The 14,658-nt window shown below is 59.1% G+C and carries 12 protein-coding genes and 3 pseudogenes; 5 read left to right on the top strand and 10 right to left on the bottom strand.

Annotation, left to right across the window (positions count from 1 at the left end; genetic code table 11):
* Positions 1–219: 219 nt before the first annotated feature.
* The 3 genes from gshA to BLU75_RS21460 all read right to left on the bottom strand — a co-directional run bounded on the left by gshA (position 220) and on the right by BLU75_RS21460 (position 4,724).
* A complete protein-coding gene (gene gshA, locus BLU75_RS21470) occupies positions 220–1,803 on the bottom strand; it encodes a glutamate--cysteine ligase (protein WP_084381017.1) in 1,584 nt (527 codons plus the stop codon).
* Positions 1,804–2,016: 213 nt separating this feature from the next.
* The gene (locus BLU75_RS21465) at positions 2,017–2,400 is read right to left on the bottom strand and encodes a PaaI family thioesterase (RefSeq protein WP_084381016.1); all 384 of its coding nucleotides are present in this window, start codon (positions 2,398–2,400) and stop codon (positions 2,017–2,019) included.
* Positions 2,400–4,724 (bottom strand): Tex family protein, encoded by a 2,325-nt coding sequence (locus tag BLU75_RS21460; protein ID WP_084381015.1) that lies wholly within the window; start codon positions 4,722–4,724, stop codon positions 2,400–2,402. The genes BLU75_RS21465 and BLU75_RS21460 overlap by 1 nt, the downstream gene beginning before the upstream one ends.
* Before the next feature lie 357 nt (positions 4,725–5,081).
* Between BLU75_RS21460 and ompR the strand changes: the two genes are divergently transcribed.
* Both ompR and BLU75_RS21450 read left to right on the top strand, forming a co-directional pair.
* A complete protein-coding gene (gene ompR, locus BLU75_RS21455) occupies positions 5,082–5,822 on the top strand; it encodes an osmolarity response regulator transcription factor OmpR (protein ID WP_084381014.1) in 741 nt (246 codons plus the stop codon).
* A 116-nt stretch (positions 5,823–5,938) separates the two neighbouring features.
* On the top strand, positions 5,939–7,252 hold the full coding sequence (locus tag BLU75_RS21450; protein WP_084381013.1) for an ATP-binding protein: 1,314 nt from the start codon (positions 5,939–5,941) through the stop codon (positions 7,250–7,252).
* Positions 7,253–7,323: 71 nt separating this feature from the next.
* On the opposite strand, the gene rimK is transcribed toward BLU75_RS21450, so the two are convergent.
* From rimK to BLU75_RS21435, 3 genes and pseudogenes are all read right to left on the bottom strand, one after another.
* Positions 7,324–8,229 carry a 30S ribosomal protein S6--L-glutamate ligase gene (rimK, locus tag BLU75_RS21445; protein WP_084381012.1) on the bottom strand — a complete coding sequence of 302 codons (906 nt, stop codon included), beginning with the start codon at positions 8,227–8,229 and terminating at the stop codon, positions 7,324–7,326.
* Positions 8,226–8,708: a retropepsin-like aspartic endopeptidase RimB gene (gene rimB / locus BLU75_RS21440; RefSeq protein ID WP_084381011.1), complete on the bottom strand. Its 483-nt coding sequence runs from the start codon at positions 8,706–8,708 to the stop codon at positions 8,226–8,228. Before rimB ends, rimK begins: the two co-directional genes overlap by 4 nt.
* Positions 8,695–9,155 (bottom strand): annotated as a pseudogene (locus BLU75_RS21435) (EAL domain-containing protein); the annotation flags it as partial. The gene rimB and the pseudogene BLU75_RS21435, both read right to left, overlap by 14 nt.
* A gap of 206 nt (positions 9,156–9,361) precedes the next feature.
* Between BLU75_RS21435 and BLU75_RS21430 the strand changes: the two are divergent.
* Positions 9,362–9,769: an RNA-binding S4 domain-containing protein gene (locus tag BLU75_RS21430; protein WP_084381010.1), complete on the top strand. Its 408-nt coding sequence runs from the start codon at positions 9,362–9,364 to the stop codon at positions 9,767–9,769.
* A gap of 6 nt (positions 9,770–9,775) precedes the next feature.
* Here the strand turns inward: BLU75_RS21430 and BLU75_RS21425 are convergent.
* Positions 9,776–10,393 (bottom strand): annotated as a pseudogene (locus BLU75_RS21425) (phosphatase PAP2 family protein); the annotation flags it as partial.
* Between the two features lie 114 nt (positions 10,394–10,507).
* Here BLU75_RS21425 and hslO point away from each other — a divergent pair.
* Both hslO and BLU75_RS21415 read left to right on the top strand, forming a co-directional pair.
* On the top strand, positions 10,508–11,410 hold the full coding sequence (hslO, locus tag BLU75_RS21420; RefSeq protein ID WP_084381009.1) for an Hsp33 family molecular chaperone HslO: 903 nt from the start codon (positions 10,508–10,510) through the stop codon (positions 11,408–11,410).
* 179 nt (positions 11,411–11,589) lie between these two features.
* Positions 11,590–13,131 (top strand): phosphoenolpyruvate carboxykinase, encoded by a 1,542-nt coding sequence (locus BLU75_RS21415; protein WP_084381008.1) that lies wholly within the window; start codon positions 11,590–11,592, stop codon positions 13,129–13,131.
* Positions 13,132–13,216: 85 nt separating this feature from the next.
* Here BLU75_RS21415 and BLU75_RS27380 read toward each other — a convergent pair.
* The 3 genes and pseudogenes from BLU75_RS27380 to BLU75_RS21405 form a co-directional block, all read right to left on the bottom strand.
* Positions 13,217–13,393 (bottom strand): annotated as a pseudogene (locus BLU75_RS27380) (EamA family transporter); the annotation flags it as partial.
* Between the two features lie 38 nt (positions 13,394–13,431).
* Positions 13,432–13,785 carry a DUF1493 family protein gene (locus tag BLU75_RS21410; protein ID WP_084381019.1) on the bottom strand — a complete coding sequence of 118 codons (354 nt, stop codon included), beginning with the start codon at positions 13,783–13,785 and terminating at the stop codon, positions 13,432–13,434.
* Positions 13,786–14,059: 274 nt separating this feature from the next.
* Complete coding sequence (locus BLU75_RS21405) at positions 14,060–14,542, bottom strand: hypothetical protein (protein ID WP_084381007.1); 483 nt, start codon at positions 14,540–14,542, stop codon at positions 14,060–14,062.
* Positions 14,543–14,658: the final 116 nt, after the last annotated feature.

Below are 14,658 nucleotides of genomic sequence, written 5' to 3'. Positions count from 1 at the left end.
GCCGAAACGCCGTTCATTCAAGGCTGAAAATCTCCTGTGGCGAGGGGGCTTGTCCCCCGTTGGGCTGCGCAGCAGCCCCAAAAAGGTCTCCCCGTTCGTCCAGTCAACCGGGTGGCAGGTTTTAGGGCTGCTGCGCAGCCCAACGGGGGACAAGCCCCCTCGCCACAAGACAGGCCCCTTTGCCACAAGACAAGCCCCCTTGCCACAGGTCTGCCGGCCTTAGTTGCTGATCGCGAGAATGCTGGCCTGGTAAGCCCCGACAAACACATCGAAATCCCCCACTTCGTTCTGTTCCAGCTCCGCCTGGTGCGCCAGCGATGTGCGCGCCAGTTCTTCAAAGCGGGTTTGTTCGTCGGCGGGCAAGGGTTCACGGCGGAAGAAATCGGCGTGTGCCTGGCTCTGGCGCAGGGAGAATTGGGCGAAGCTCTCTTTGTGTTCGCGCATGGCCGCCAGTACCTGGGCAGACGGGGTCAGGGACGGGTCCTTGACCTTGTCCAGTTGCGCATCCAGGGCTTGGCTGTGTTCGTTGAGGCCATGACTTTCATCGAGCAGCGCCGCCAACGGGGCAATCTTCTCCAGCAACTCGCTCGCCCATTCCTTCATGTCCACCGATTGGCCATGACGCTGCAACTGCAGGCCCGGGAGCCGACCTTCCTTGACCACGCTGAGGAAGTTGGAGGTGGCGTTGTTGCACTCATTGTCGGCAAACAACGGGCTGTCGTTCAGCGCGCAATACAGCAGGAATGCGTCGAGAAAGCGCGATTCGGGCAGATCGATCCCCATCGGCAGGAACGGGTTGATATCCAGGCAGCGCACTTCGATGTACTGGATGCCACGGGCCATCAGCGCCTGGATCGGGCGTTCGCCGGTATAGGTCACGCGCTTGGGGCGGATGTTGGAGTAGTACTCGTTTTCGATCTGCAGGATGTTGGTGTTGAGCTGAATCCACTCACCGTCCTTGTGGGTTCCCACTTCCACGTAAGGCGCATAAGGTGTCGCCACCGCTTTGCGCAGGCTGTCGGTGTAGCTGAGCAGATCGTTGTAGCAAGGCGTCAGCCCGGCCTGGGCATTGCTTTGGTAACCCAGGTCGCTCATGCGCAGGCTGGTGGCGTACGGCAGGTACAGGGTGTCGGCATCGAACTGTTCGAGCTGATGCGAGCGGCCGCGCAGAAATCCGGCGTCCAGCGCTGGCGAGGCACCGAACAGGTACATCAGCAGCCAGCTGTAGCGCCGGAAATTGCGGATCAGGGCGATATAGGCCGTGGACTGGTAGTCGCGGTCGGTACCGACAAAACCTTCGGCTTCCTTAAGCAGCGGCCAGAGCTTTTCCGGCAGGGAAAAGTTGTAGTGGATCCCGGCGATGCACTGCATGGACTTGCCGTAGCGCAGCGCCAGGCCCTTGCGGTACACGTACTTGAGCTGCCCGATGTTGGAGGTGCCGTAGTAGGCAATCGGAATATCTTCCTCGGCCGGCAGCGGGCACGGCATCGATGGGCTCCACAGGTACTCGTTGCCGAGCTTGCTGTAGGCATAGCGATGGATTTCATCGAGGCTGCTCAGGGTGTCCGCCGGGTTGGCCAGCGCAGGCGTGATGAACTCCAGCAACGACTCCGAGTAGTCGGTGGTGATCCGTTCGTGGGTCAGTGCTGCGCCCAGGGCCTCGGGATGCGGCGTTTGTGCCAGTCGGCCTTCGCCGGTGACGCGCAGGCATTCGCGCTCGATGCCATGCAGGCATTGCTCAAGCAAAGAGAGGTGTTCGTGCTTGCCGAGCAGGGCCAGGCGGCGGTTGAGAAGTTCGCTCAAGTTGGATTCCTTCACGCGTCAGTCGCCCCAATATGGGGGTGGGCAAGACGGTCTACAAGGGTGAAGTGGAAACTGGCGTTATCGCCTGGTTTTCGAGTCCTAATGACCCGCTCGGAAAGTGCCGCGTCGTTCTTGCGCCTGGCTCTCGCGCAGGAAGAAAAATCCGGCGCAACTTTCGCAGCGCCGAAATTAACTCAAATCGATGACAGGGAGCTATAGGACTGCGAAGGTGCCTTGTGCTTTTGCGACCAGTTTTTCACCCTGATGCACCTCAGCTTCGACCACCAGCGTGCGTCGGCCTGGGTGAATCACCCGGGCGATGCACAGTACATCGCCATCTTCCACCGCACGGATGTAGTTGATCTTGCACTCGATGGTCGCGCTCTGCTGGTCAAAGCCATGGCTGCTGGAACAGGCCAGCCCCATCGCAATGTCCACCAGGCTGAAAATCGCCCCGCCGTGGAGTTTGCCCGCGCGGTTGCGCAGTGACGGCTCCAGGGTCAGGGCCACCTCGGCCACGCCTTGGTCGAGGCGTTGCAGACGGCAGCCGAGCAGTTCGCTGAAGGCGCTATGGGTCAATCCGGTGGGCAGCTCCATCAGCGTTTCTTCAGCTGTTTGGCATTGGCGAACAACGAAGCCATGGCGTTGTTGCTCGGAGCCGGCGCGGCGCTTTCCTTGCGCGGTGCATTGCCTTGGGACTGGCGTGGCGCCGAACCTGGACGCGAGCCGCGGGCGCCGTCGACTTTCTCGCCTGGGGTGTCGCTCATGCGCATCGACAGCCCGACGCGTTTACGCGGGATGTCGACTTCCATGACCTTGACCTTGACCACGTCACCGGCCTTCACCGCTTCGCGCGGGTCCTTGATGAATTTTTCCGAAAGCGCGGAGATATGCACCAGACCGTCCTGATGCACGCCGATATCCACGAACGCGCCGAAGTTGGTCACGTTGGTCACCACGCCTTCAAGGATCATGCCCGGTTGCAGGTCCTTGAGGTCCTCGACGCCTTCCTGGAATTCGGCGGTCTTGAATTCCGGACGCGGATCGCGGCCAGGCTTTTCAAGCTCCTGGAGGATGTCGGTGATGGTCGGTACGCCGAAGGTTTCGTCGGTGTATTGTTTTGGGTCCAGGCGCTTGAGAAAGGCCGCGTCGCCGATCAACGAGCGAATGTCGCGGTCGGTTTGCGCGGCGATGCGCTGTACCAGCGGATAGGCTTCCGGGTGGACCGCGGAAGCATCCAGTGGGTTATCACCGTTCATTACACGCAAGAAGCCGGCAGCTTGTTCAAAGGTTTTTTCCCCCAGGCGCGGGACCTTTTTAAGCGCGGCACGGGTCTTGAACGCACCGTTTTCGTCGCGGTGGGCGACGATGTTCTGCGCCAGGGTGGCATTGAGGCCGGAAATACGTGCCAGCAACGCGACCGATGCGGTGTTCACGTCGACACCGACGGCGTTCACACAGTCTTCAACCACCGCGTCCAGGCCGCGTGCCAGTTTCAGCTGCGACACGTCGTGCTGGTATTGGCCGACACCGATGGATTTCGGGTCGATTTTCACCAGTTCCGCCAGTGGGTCCTGCAGGCGGCGGGCGATGGACACGGCGCCACGGATCGATACGTCGAGATCCGGGAATTCCCTGGAAGCCAGTTCCGACGCCGAGTACACCGAAGCGCCTGCCTCGGAAACCATGACCTTGGTCATCTTCATGCCTGGATATTTTTTGATCAGCTCCTGCGCGAGCTTGTCGGTCTCGCGGCTGGCGGTGCCGTTGCCGATGGCGATCAGGTCCACCGCATGCTTGGCGCACAGGGCGGCTAGGATCGCGAGGGTCTGGTCCCACTTGTTGTGCGGAACGTGGGGGTAGACCGTCGCGTGGTCCAGCAGCTTGCCGGTGGCGTCGACCACGGCGACCTTGCAACCGGTGCGCAGGCCCGGGTCCAGCCCCAGCGTGGCGCGCGGACCGGCCGGCGCGGCCAGCAGCAGGTCGTGCAGGTTATGGGCAAACACATTGATTGCTTCGGTTTCGGCGCCGTCGCGCAATTCGCCGAGCAGGTCGGTTTCCAGGTGGGTGTAGAGCTTGACCTTCCAGGTCCAGCGCACGACTTCGCCCAGCCACTTGTCGGCAGGACGATTCTGATTCTGGATGCCGAATTGTTGACCGATCATGCCTTCACACGGGTGCATGGTGCCCGGCAACTCTTCACCGACTTTCAGCGCCGAGCTGAGAATACCTTCGTTGCGGCCACGGAAAATGGCGAGTGCACGGTGCGACGGCATGCTCTTGAGCGGCTCGTCGTGTTCGAAATAGTCGCGGAACTTGGCGCCTTCCTCTTCCTTGCCGGCGATCACGCGAGCGCTGAGGATGGCTTCTTGTTTCAGGTAGTTGCGTAGTTTTTCCAGCAGGTTGGCGTCTTCGGCGAAGCGCTCCATGAGGATGTACTTGGCGCCTTCAAGGGCAGCCTTGACGTCCGCGACGCCTTTTTCAGTATCCACGAAGCGTGCGGCTTCGACGTCCGGGGTCAGCGACGGGTCGTTGAACAGAGCGTCGGACAACTCACCCAGGCCGGCTTCCAGGGCGATCTGGCCCTTGGTGCGGCGCTTCTGTTTGTAGGGCAGGTACAAGTCTTCAAGACGGGTCTTGGTGTCGGCGAGCTTGATGTCGCGCTCGAGTTGTGGGGTCAACTTGCCCTGTTCCTCGATGCTGGCGAGGATGCTCAGACGCCGTTCGTCGAGTTCTCGCAGGTAGCGCAGGCGCTCTTCCAGATGACGCAACTGGATATCGTCGAGGCTGCCGGTCACTTCTTTACGGTAACGGGCGATGAAGGGCACGGTGGAGCCTTCATCCAGTAGAGCGACGGCCGCTTCGACCTGTTGTGGGCGTACACCGAGTTCCTCGGCGATGCGGCTGTTGATGCTGTCCATAAAACCACCTGAAAGTCTGAAAGCAGCCTCGCATGCCCGGAAAACAAGGCTGTGCGAGGCTGGTTGAGCGGCCCGACTGGCGCCGCTGCCTGGGTCAAGAGGCAGCCTATTGACCCTCGAAATCGAAAAAGTCACGACAATGGATGAAAAAACAACCTGGCAGCAATCGGCAACGATCTATCGTTGCCCTGCACAAGGGCGGCGCATTATAACCAGCGTTCCGGCCTTGGGGGGGATCGCGCCGATGGTTGCAGGGCGCAGGTTCGCGGGTGGTAGGAGAAAAATCTGCTAACAATGCGCACCGTGCGTATAACGGCAGCTAAGCCATAATGCGCGCCGAGATAAGAGGAGCATCTAATGAGCAGCACTGCACAAACTGCTGAAGGCGAAAAAATTCTCATCGTTGATGATGATCCGGGGCTGAGCAGCCTGCTGGAGCGGTTCTTCACCTCCAAGGGCTACCGTGCCCGCGCGGTGCCGAACACTGAACAGATGGACCGCCTGCTGGGGCGCGAAGTCTTCAACCTGGTCGTGCTTGACCTGATGTTGCCTGGCGAAGACGGCCTGACGGCCTGCAAACGCCTGCGCAGCAACAATAACCAGATTCCGATCATCATGCTGACCGCCAAGGGTGACGAGCTGAGCCGCATCAAGGGGCTCGAACTGGGCGCCGACGATTACCTGGCCAAGCCGTTCAACCCCGATGAGTTGATGGCTCGGGTCAAGGCTGTGTTGCGCCGTCAGGCCGCTCCGGTGCCGGGTGCTCCGGGCAGCGAAGATGAAAGCGTGAGCTTTGGTGACTACGAGCTGTCACTGGCAACTCGTGAGCTCAAGCGTGGCGACGAAGTTCACATGCTTACCACTGGCGAGTTCGCGGTGCTCAAGGCGCTGGTGATGAATGCTCGTCAGCCGCTCACACGTGACAAGTTGATGAATCTGGCCCGTGGCCGCGAATGGGACGCCCTGGAGCGCTCAATCGACGTGCAGATCTCCCGTCTGCGCCGGATGATCGAGCCTGATCCTTCCAAGCCACGTTATATCCAGACGGTGTGGGGGGTGGGCTACGTATTTGTGCCGGATGGTGCTGCTACCAAGTAATCCATGATTTGCACATGCGGGCACTCCGGTTTTCGACCCCATGAGGTCGGCGGGATGCCCGGCGTCTGCAATTCTGCGAGCGTTGCTCGTTCCTGCAAGGTGTCTAGCCGTCTCCTATGAAAACCCCGCTGTGGTTCCCGCAAAGCTTTTTCTCCCGCACCCTTTGGCTGGTGCTTATTGTCGTGCTGTTTTCCAAGGCGCTGACCCTGGTTTATCTGTTGATGAACGAAGACGTACTGGTGGATCGCCAGTACAGCCATGGGGTTGCCCTGACGTTACGTGCGTATTGGGCTGCCGAGCCGGAAAACCGCGAGAAGATCGCCCAGGCGGCGACGCTCACCCGTGTGGTCGGCGCCGGTGTGCCGGAAGGCGAGCAACATTGGCCCTACAGCGAAATCTACCAGCGGCAGATGCAGTCCGAACTGGGCGAGGACACCGAAGTGCGCCTGCGCATGCATGTCTCGCCGGCACTCTGGGTGCGGGCGCCAAGCCTGGGAGATGGCTGGCTGAAAGTGCCGTTGTATCCGCATCCGCTGCGCGGGCAGAAAATCTGGAATGTGCTGGGTTGGTTCCTGGCGATCGGCTTGCTTTCAACGGCGTCGGCGTGGATTTTCGTGCGCCAGCTCAACCAGCCGCTCAAACGGCTGGTGTTTGCGGCCAGGCAATTGGGGCAGGGGCGCAGTGTTCGCCTGCCTATCAGTGACACGCCCAGCGAAATGACCGAGGTCTATAGCGCGTTCAACCAGATGGCCGAAGATGTCGAACAGGCCGGTCGAGAACGTGAGCTGATGCTTGCGGGCGTTTCCCATGATTTGCGCACACCGCTGACGCGCCTGCGGCTTTCCCTGGAACTGATGGGCGACCACACGGACCTTACCGATGACATGGTCCGTGATATCGAAGACATGGACGCGATTCTTGATCAGTTCCTGGCGTTCATCCGTGATGGACGTGATGAGGTGGTGGAAGAGGTCGACCTGACCGATCTGGTGCGTGAGGTCGTGGCGCCGTATAACCAGAACGGCGAGCAGGTGCGTCTGCGCCTGGAGCCGATCCAGCCGTTCGCATTGCGCCGGGTCTCGATGAAACGGTTGTTGAATAACCTGATCGGCAACGCCTTGAATCACGCAGGCTCTGACGTCGAAGTCGCCGCCTATGTATCGGGCGACACCAGTGCTCCCTACGTAGTATTGAGTGTCATGGACCGGGGCGCGGGGATTGATCCGGCGGAACTGGAAGGCATTTTTAATCCCTTCACCCGTGGCGATCGGGCCCGTGGTGGCAAAGGTACCGGCCTGGGACTGGCCATTGTGCGGCGGATTGCCTCGATGCATGGCGGCAATGTTGAGCTACGCAACCGCACTGACGGCGGTTTGGAAGCACGGGTACGCTTGCCGCTGGGCCTGATGTTGCCGCGGGATGCGGTCTAGGTGGTAATAGGCTGCAAGCTGCAAGAAAAAGCATATTGTTTAGCTCTTTCTTGCAGCTTGTAACTGCCTTCCTAACCCTTCCCCTTGGTCCGAGTCATGTTCGGTCCACCGTTTTTCTCAAGATGCTGAATGATGATCCCCGCCACGTCCTTGCCGGTGGTGGTTTCAATCCCTTCCAGGCCCGGTGACGAGTTCACTTCCATCACCAATGGCCCATGATTCGAACGCAGGATATCCACGCCCGCGACGCTCAGGCCCATCACCTTGGCTGCTCGCAGGGCAGTCATGCGTTCTTCCGGCGTGATCTTGATCAGGCTGGCGCTACCACCGCGATGCAGGTTGGAGCGAAACTCACCGGGCTTGGCCTGGCGCTTCATGGCTGCAATCACCTTGTCACCCACCACCAGGCAACGGATATCGGCGCCGCCGGCTTCCTTGATGTATTCCTGGACCATGATGTTCTGCTTGAGGCCCATGAACGCCTCGATCACCGATTCCGCCGCCGTGGCTGTTTCACATAGCACCACGCCGATGCCTTGTGTGCCTTCCAGTACCTTGATAACCAACGGTGCGCCGTTGACCATCTCGATCAGGTCGGGAATGTCGTCAGGGGAGTGGGCAAACCCGGTGACCGGCAAACCGATACCGCGGCGTGACAGCAGTTGCAGGGAGCGCAACTTATCCCGGGAACGGGCAATGGCTACCGATTCGTTGAGGGGAAACACGCCCATCATTTCAAACTGGCGCAGCACCGCGCAGCCGTAGAACGTCACCGAAGCACCGATGCGCGGGATCACCGCATCGAAGCCTTCGAGGGGTTTGCCCCGGTAGTGGATCTGCGGCTTATGACTGGCAATGTTCATATAGGCACGCAACGTATCGATCACCACCATCTCGTGGCCACGTTCGGTGCCGGCTTCGACCAGGCGGCGGGTGGAATACAGACGCGGATTTCGCGACAGCACAGCGATCTTCATGCAACACCTGTGGCAGCAATAGTAGAGACCGGGAACACCGGCTTGTCTTGAACGTACTTGAGCCCGGGATTGACCACCAATTGGCCGTCGATCAGGGCTTTGGAGCCTAGTAACAGGCGGTAACGCATGCTTTTTCGGCAGGCCAGAGTGAATTGCACCCGCCACACTCGATCACCCAGCGCCAGGGTCGTGCTGATGACGTAGCGCACCTGCGCCTGGCCGTTGGAGCTTTTAATGGTTTTCATCGTCACCAGCGGCGCTTCGCAGCGGCGGTGACGCAGTTGCACCACGCTGCCCAGGTGCGCGGTGAAACGCAGCCATTTCTCACCGTCGCGCTCAAAAGGCTCGATGTCGGTGGCGTGCAGGCTGGAGGTGCTGGCACCAGTGTCGATCTTCGCGCGCAGGCCCGCGACCCCCAGATCGGGAAGCGCCACCCACTCGCGCAGACCGATAACCGTCAAATGATCAAATGTCTTCACTATCAATAACCGCAAAATGAGTCGCCCAGGCTTGCGCGGCAATCTCGGGCAGAGCTTTGAATGCCGGCCTGGCGAACCAATAGCCTTGCATCAGAAATACTCCACAGTCGTATAGAAAGTCCCGTTCGCCGGCACTTTCGATGCCTTCGGCGATGACAGTAACGCCCAACTGCTCACAGATTGTGACAATCCCCGCACGATCACCTGCCGAACACGATCACGGTCGACATCGCGAATCAGCGCCATGTCGAGTTTGATCAGGTCAGGTTGGAAATCGGCCAGCAGATTCAGGCCTGAATGGCCCGCGCCGAAGTCATCGATCGCGGTCATGAAGCCGAATTCGCGGTATTCACGCAGAATATTCGTCAAATGGCGATAGTTATCTATGTGTTCGTTTTCCAGGGTTTCAAAAATCAGTCGATTCAGCGGGAAATTGTGTTCGTCGGCAAAGGCAAACTCGACACCCTGCGGCTCACTTTGCTGGCCACCCGCGCAACCTTGGTTGGGCGAGGTGAGTGAAGTCGGAACATCGGTCACGGGTTATCCTCGCTGGAACGGGTTTTGACCTTGTGTATCTTAGGTGAGCCCAAAGGTTTATGCGTCGAAGGCTTCCAAGGTTAAAGTTGCGACATTTTTCAGAGTGAGGAATTCAAGTGGCGCAGAAGCACGAAGAGGAAGAAAAGGTCCGTCTGGACAAGTGGCTATGGGCGGCGCGCTTCTACAAGACCCGTGCCTTGGCCAAGGCCGCTATCGAGAGTGGCAAGGTGCATTGTCGGGGCGAGCGCTGCAAACCGGGCAAGGAACCGCGCGTGGGTGACGAGTTGCAGATTCGCATCGGGTTCGACGAGCGCACGGTGGTGGTTCAGGCGTTATCCATCGTACGTCGCGGAGCACCCGAAGCGCAGACGTTGTACCGCGAAACCGAAGCCAGCATCGCCAAGCGCGAAAATGCGACGGCGCTGCGCAAGGCCGGCGCGCTGGGCATGAGCACGGACGGCAAGCCCAGCAAGAAACAGCGGCGGGACCTGTTCAAGTTTCGCGGCAGCGGCAATGACGACTAACCGCTGTGCGCCCGCCGCCAGGCGCGGCATCATAAACAGCAGTTCGAGGCCCCAGATCACCACAAACTGCCCGATCCGCTTGGCGAACACGCTCATGAACATCCCCCAGATCAATAGCACCGACGCATGGTCAGCGGGGAAACTCTGGCTGGAGCGGTCTTTCAGTTCCCAGGTTTTTTCCAGTCCGGGAAAGTCGTCACTCATCTGAATCGCACCGCTGATCACCATCGACGGGCTGCTGTGTTGCCAGCCCATGTGTGCCGCGAGTTTGGAAAACAGCAGGCGGATAAACAGCAACAGCAGCAAAATGGCCTGGAAGCCGAAGAACGCCTGGCGTACCTGAACCGCCTTGAACACCCCATTGCCACGAATCAACAGCCTCAGCAGGATCACTCCGACGATTGCATCAACGGGTCGCAGGCTGGCGACGGCTCATCCATGCAGCCAGGTCGGGCTGGTGGCCAACGGATCGTTGAGCCGATGAAACAGCCACTCGTCGAAAATCACACAGAGCACCTGGCCCGCGGGCCACAGCCAAAAACCTAACAGCCCCAGCGCCAGGAAATTGCACAGGGTCAACCGCCCGAGGTTCCACTTGGCTTGGAACAAACCCGGATTGTTCATAAACTGTGTTCTCTTGGCTCTTTTAGCGCTTCCCATTGCGGAAGATGCTCGCACCAAAATGGTGCCGAAAGCATGATTCTAGAAACATTGTCATCAACTCAGATACCCAGACCTATGACTGATTTACCGGACACCGACTTCACCCAACGCTTCCTCTTTGACGAAAACGACACTCGCGGCGAGTTCGTTGGCCTGGAGCGCAGCTATGCCGAAGTCCTCGCCAAACACGCCTATCCGGAGCCGGTCGCGCAACTGCTCGGTGAGTTGATGGCGGCAGCCGCGCTGTTGGTCGGCACGATGAAGTTCGATGGTTTGCTGATCCTTCAGGCTCGCTCCGAAGGCCCGATTCCTCTGCTCATGATCGAGTGTTCCAGCGAACGGGAAATCCGTGGGCTGGCGCGTTACGAAGCCGACCAGATCGCTGCGGATGCGAGCCTGGCGGACCTGATGCCCAACGGTGTGCTGGCGCTCACTGTCGATCCGACCGAAGGCCAGCGTTATCAAGGAATTGTTGATCTGGACGGCGAAACCCTGTCCGACTGCTTCACCAACTATTTCGTCATGTCCCAGCAGGTAAACACGTGCTTCTGGCTCAACGCCGATGGCAAGCGCGCGCGTGGCCTGCTGCTGCAGCAATTGCCGGCTGACCGTATCAAGGACGACGATGACCGCGCCGAAAGCTGGCGCAACCTCACTGCCCTCGCTGGTACTCTGACGGCTGAAGAGTTGCTGGGCCTGGACAACGAAACCATCCTGCACCGCCTCTATCACGAGGAAGCCGTGCGTCTGTTCGATGCGCAGAGCCTGCGTTTCCATTGCAGTTGCTCTCGCGAACGCTCGGCCAACGCCCTGGTCAGTCTGGGTCTGGAAGATGCGCAGAACCTGGTGGTGGAACACGGTGGACATATCGAAATCGACTGCCAGTTCTGCAACCAGCGCTACCTGTTCGATACTGCCGATGTCGCTCAATTGTTCGCCGGAGCGGGTGTCGACAGCCCCTCTGACACCCGCCACTAAAACGTTTAAGCACAGGTAAATTACCTGTCAGATGCCGGATTAGAGGCGTTCTGACGGGAGGGCCCTACTTTTTTTGGGCTTTTCTGGCATAATCCGGCCCACTTTTTTCGCGGTAGTAGTGCGCAACTTTCTACTACAAAACGTTTGGAGCACTCGGCCATAGGCCGACGGGGAACCTCATGACGCAAGCCAATAACGCCGTATACACCGATCTGAGTGTTGACGATCTGGTCAAAGAAGCCCTGCAGCGCGGTGAAGGCGAGCTTGCCGATACTGGCGCGCTGGTCGTACGTACCGGTCACCGTACCGGTCGTTCGCCGGTCGACCGTTTCATCGTTGAAGAGCCATCGACCCAGGCTGCTATCGCCTGGGGCCCGATCAACCGCAAGTTCCCGGCCGACAAGTTTGACGCGCTGTGGGCGCGCGTCGAAGCATTCAACAACGCGCAAGAGCATTTTGTTTCCCACGTGCATGTAGGCGCTGCCCAGGATCACTACCTGGCAGTGAAGATGACCACCCAGACCGCCTGGCAGAACCTGTTCGGCCGTTGCCTGTTCATCAATCCTGCCCAGTACAACCCGGCTGGCCGTGAAGAATGGCAGGTCCTCAACGTGGCCAACTTCGAGTGCGTTCCAGAACGTGACGGCACCAACTCCGACGGTTGCGTGATCATCAACTTTGCGCAGAAGAAAGTGCTGATCGCTGGCATGCGTTACGCCGGCGAAATGAAAAAAGCCATGTTCTCGGTGCAGAACTTCCTGCTGCCGGCCGTCGACGTGCTGCCGATGCACTGTGCCGCCAACATCGGCGAAGCGGGCGACGTGACCTTGTTCTTCGGTCTGTCGGGTACTGGCAAGACCACCCTGTCGGCCGATGAAAGCCGTTACCTGATCGGTGACGACGAACACGGCTGGGGCGAAGGCGTAGTGTTCAACATCGAAGGCGGTTGCTATGCCAAGTGCATCGACCTGTCGGAGAAGAACGAGCCGGTTATCTGGAAAGCCATCAAGCACGGCGCGGTACTGGAAAACGTCGTGATCGACGAGGCCAAGCACGCCGATTACGCCGATGTCAGCCTGACCCAGAATAGCCGTGCCGCTTACCCGCTGGAGCACGTGGCCAAGCGTTCCGAACAGAACCTGGGCGGCGAACCGAACGCGGTTATCTTCCTGACCTGCGACCTGACTGGCGTGCTGCCACCGGTGTCGATCCTCAACGAAGAACAAGCGGCCTACCACTTCCTGTCCGGCTACACCGCACTGGTGGGCTCGACTGAAATGGGTTCGGGCAGCGGCATCAAGTCGACGTTCTCCACCTGCTTCGGCGCCCCGTTCTTCCCGCGTCCGGCAGGCGAATACGCAGAGCTGCTGATCAAGCGCATCCGTGGTTTCGGCTCCAAGGTCTACCTGGTCAACACGGGCTGGACCGGCGGCGGCTACGGCGTTGGCAAGCGCTTCAACATCCCAACCACCCGTGCGGTGATTGCTGCGATCCAGAGCGGCGCGTTGATCGGTGCGCAAACCGAGCACCTCGACACCATCAACCTGGACGTGCCATTGAACGTGCCGGGCGTTGAGACCGGCTTGTTGAACCCACGTAACACCTGGGCTGACAAGGCCGCTTACGACGAAGCGGCGAAGGCGCTGGCGGGTCTGTTCGTTGAAAACTTCAAGAAGTTTGAAGTGAGCGATGCGATCAAGGCCGCGGGTCCGAAGTTGTAAGTGTCGGCAGCTGTTCAAGAAGCCGCCCCTTGTGGGCGGCTTTTTTGTGCGTGGGGGATCAGCCCACTTGAAGCAAAAACACCGCCGCCGCCCACGAAAAGGCCGAGCCTCCTCCGAGGTTCATCAGGCTAGCGCCGGTCAGCGTGTGCAGTTTTTCAGCGACGGGATTTTCAGTCAGTCTTTGACTTTCAAGACCATCAATAATGGACGTATTCCCGTACACATAAACCCACCAGAGCATGCTGACCGGGCCGAGTGCGGGACAGCAGGCATTAATACGTCCATGTACGGTCTTTGTTGTCAGGTGTTTTCCAGTTTCTGCGTGTCCCAGCTCTGGGACTGTATGGCCAGATACAGCATGCCGATGGTCAGCGGGACTTTTTCACCGCGGCCCTTGGCGCGGTGTTTCTGGAACACGTCGAAGACGGGCGGGTTGAAGTAACGATAAGCGTCATAGTCGCTCAGGTCGACAGCAAAGTCCTGCTCCAGCGCTTCCATCAACTGCTTGGCCTCCGTGCGGTCGCAACCCAGGTCAAAGTTGAGCGAGGTGTCCAGGCGGATAGTTTTGTGCTTGGGCAAGCCGACTTCTTCGTGCAGCAGTTGCAGGAGCTGCTGCATGGCGGCGTCTTCGGGGAAATCGGGGGCCAGATTCATGGTGGGTGCACGCAGGAGTGGATGTGGGAGGCTGTCGCGTCTTGGGCGGTATTTTTTGCGGGAGACCAAGAGTACCAAGCCTATCAAGAACAGGGCGAGGGGAAGCAGTTGAATGCCGAGAATTATGGCCACGTAGGGTAGCCAGAGTGTCAGGATAAAGCCGGTTACGCTGAGCGTGACAGCGAAACGCTTTCTCAGCGTGCGGTCGGTTATTTTGTAATGCAGCAATAGGTAAACGGCGAAAAATATCGCCGACTGCAGGTAAAGCATCTGACTATGACTCATTTGAGTACACGTGCATTGATACGCTTGAGTGTTGAGGCCCGATGCCGCCGTGGACCTGAGCATCTAGGCCGATGATGACGTCGGCGTTATGGAAGTTGCGGATCCGGCGGGATATCAAATCGCTGATAGCATTTTCGACCATTGATTCTGCTTTACTGGAAATGATCCCGACTGGGGCTGCAACTGCGCCTGAAATGACTTCCTTGATGATGTTATTGCGGCTGTTCAAGCTCTGCGCCTGTTTCCTGGACAGTGGTTTTGAAATTGCCACTGTCATGATGCACGGCAGATCTTGAGCGAGCATCTTTTCGTACAAATTCAAAAGCCGGAGCCGAACCTCCGGAGCAGATGCATTGGCTTCTAACAAGCACAGGGTGGCGAGTGCCTGCCGGTTGCTGGGAACCACCGTGAAACGAATCACGATAAACGTGACGCCGTAATGGCCGATGTATTGAGTCCTTTCGAGATTCACGGCTGTTTGCCAAGGCGTGTGTGAGGGGCGCCAGTCTCCGCTGAACAACGGTTCAGGCTAAAGAGCGGTAGAGAGAGTTGGAGGCAATTTAGGAAGAGGATGGCGCGGCGGGGTGT

Origin of the sequence: Pseudomonas mucidolens (assembly GCF_900106045.1) — a bacterium.
GTDB classification, from domain to species: domain Bacteria; phylum Pseudomonadota; class Gammaproteobacteria; order Pseudomonadales; family Pseudomonadaceae; genus Aquipseudomonas; species Aquipseudomonas mucidolens.
This window is presented reverse-complemented; position numbering and strand designations above follow the sequence as displayed.

What these genes read in the sequence shown, in the direction of transcription:
- BLU75_RS21450 (WP_084381013.1), top strand. Translation starts at nt 5,939, where the DNA reads ATGAAAACCCCGCTGTGGTTCCCGCAAAGCTTTTTCTCCCGCACCCTT.
- BLU75_RS21460 (WP_084381015.1), bottom strand. Translation starts at nt 4,724, where the DNA reads ATGGACAGCATCAACAGCCGCATCGCCGAGGAACTCGGTGTACGCCCA.
- BLU75_RS21465 (WP_084381016.1), bottom strand. Translation starts at nt 2,400, where the DNA reads ATGGAGCTGCCCACCGGATTGACCCATAGCGCCTTCAGCGAACTGCTC.
- BLU75_RS21410 (WP_084381019.1), bottom strand. Translation starts at nt 13,785, where the DNA reads ATGAATCTGGCCCCCGATTTCCCCGAAGACGCCGCCATGCAGCAGCTC.
- ompR (WP_084381014.1), top strand. Translation starts at nt 5,082, where the DNA reads ATGAGCAGCACTGCACAAACTGCTGAAGGCGAAAAAATTCTCATCGTT.
- hslO (WP_084381009.1), top strand. Translation starts at nt 10,508, where the DNA reads ATGACTGATTTACCGGACACCGACTTCACCCAACGCTTCCTCTTTGAC.
- BLU75_RS21415 (WP_084381008.1), top strand. Translation starts at nt 11,590, where the DNA reads ATGACGCAAGCCAATAACGCCGTATACACCGATCTGAGTGTTGACGAT.
- rimK (WP_084381012.1), bottom strand. Translation starts at nt 8,229, where the DNA reads ATGAAGATCGCTGTGCTGTCGCGAAATCCGCGTCTGTATTCCACCCGC.